This window comes from uncultured Campylobacter sp., assembly GCF_938045405.1.
Lineage (GTDB): Bacteria > Campylobacterota > Campylobacteria > Campylobacterales > Campylobacteraceae > Campylobacter_B.
Window position 1 is genome coordinate 1 of record NZ_CALIMW010000246.1, and the last position, 1613, is coordinate 1613.

Consider the following 1613-nt stretch of genomic DNA (forward strand, 5'->3'; position numbering starts at 1 on the left):
TATCGCGGCTTAGGAAGTTGTTTTTTAGGATTGGGTTGTCGCTTGCAAACATCGGTACGTCTGCATATTCGTCCTCTTTGTCGTTACTCCTGTCCGTCTTTAGCGGGTATACGTCCTGCCAGCAATTTACGATGCTTTGATCTAGTATCTCGTTTGCCTTGTCCTCTCCTAGGCTTTGAAGTTTTGAGACGATGAGTTTTTTAGCTCGCTCGCTCATAGGCTTTCTGATCTGCTTCCGCATCGTTTCAAAGGTTTTCCAAATTTCGGGATTTATGAACGGGGGGATTTTAAAAGCCTCCTGCTTTTTCGCCTCGCGCGTATGCGCGTAGAATTCTTTCTCTGTCTCTTCCTCTTTCTCTATCTCTTTATCTTTCTCTTTATCTGTCGTTACGTTTTTGTTACTCTGCGTTACTCGTGCGTTACATTGTAACGCTTCGGTCTCTTTTTTCTTGGCTCTAAAAGCCCTTACACGTGCGGCGCTATCGCATTCCGAACCCATTAGAGAGCAAGCTTCGACCAACCTTAAATCATCATTTTCGCCCCTCTCGATAAGCCCTAAACTTTCAAAAATTGCTAAAGCCGCTTTAATATTGATCTCATCCTCGTCAATTTTTAAAGCTAACTCCGCCTCTAAATTTTGCTCTATGTTTTCATAAAAAATAACGCCGTCCGTATCAAGACTAAAAAGAAGCAGCTCTAAATAAATACACGTATATGTATCTCCTCCCGCGAGGCTCCTAACCTTTTTTATGCGTGGATTGGTGAAGAAGTCTTTTTGCAGCTTCATCCATACAAATTTTTTCATATCCTCTCTCCTTTGAAATATTCGACTATTTTGCCTGCAAGGGCTATCTGCCCCTTGCCCGTGATTTTTGTAGTAAATTTTTGATGTGTGCCCGTTGAGCCCGCGAATGTCTGCGTCGTGACCTCAAAATAGCCGTTTTCTATGTGTTTCTGATACGGCACGTTGTGGCGCGCGCCTCCGCTGATGAGATAGCCGCTAGCACGCAGGAAGTCAAATAGTCTATTCTGCCCTATCGATACCCCCTCGCTGTCGCTTAAAAGCTTGGCGTAGTTGCCGATCAGAATGCTATCGACGCTAGCCTCGACCGATTTGGCGAAGCTCACATATCCGGCATTCGCCGCCTTTTCGGCTTCGAGTTGCTCTCTTTTAGCGCGCTCAGTTTTGAGATTTTGGGCTAGGGCTATGATGGTGTCGGGGTCGCTCAACACTTCCTCAATCTTTGCAGGCGTTAGATACCCGCCGTGCTTACGGATAGCGGGCAAAACCTCACCCGTAACCCAACGCCTAAATTCTTTTGCCTGCGGTTTTCCGCTCCATAAGATAGCGTTGTATAATCCGCTTTCGCTTAGCAATACGGCATCATATCTGACGCCGTCGATACGCGGCAAATCCGAAATTTCGGGCATCCTACTCTTTAATAAATCTTTAAGATTTGTCTTTTCGTCGTCATCTAAGCGCTCTAACATCGCATAGGTGTTTGCATATCCTAAAAGCGAGCTGATGTCGTTGGCTACGAAGTAGGGCTCTCCATTTATTAGCCCGCCTCTAATTTCAAATTTTGAATTTTTAAAAATTTCTAAGTTCATTT

At 44.9% G+C, this 1613-nt stretch carries 2 protein-coding genes; both read right to left on the reverse strand.

What is annotated here, in order from left to right:
- Nucleotides 1-805: phage replisome organizer N-terminal domain-containing protein (locus tag Q0140_RS10140; protein WP_297964246.1), on the reverse strand; the 805-nt coding region annotated here is incomplete at its 3' end.
- The coding region (locus Q0140_RS10145; RefSeq protein WP_297964248.1) for a phage antirepressor KilAC domain-containing protein at nt 802-1613 on the reverse strand (812 nt) is incomplete at its 5' end. The genes Q0140_RS10140 and Q0140_RS10145, both read right to left, overlap by 4 nt.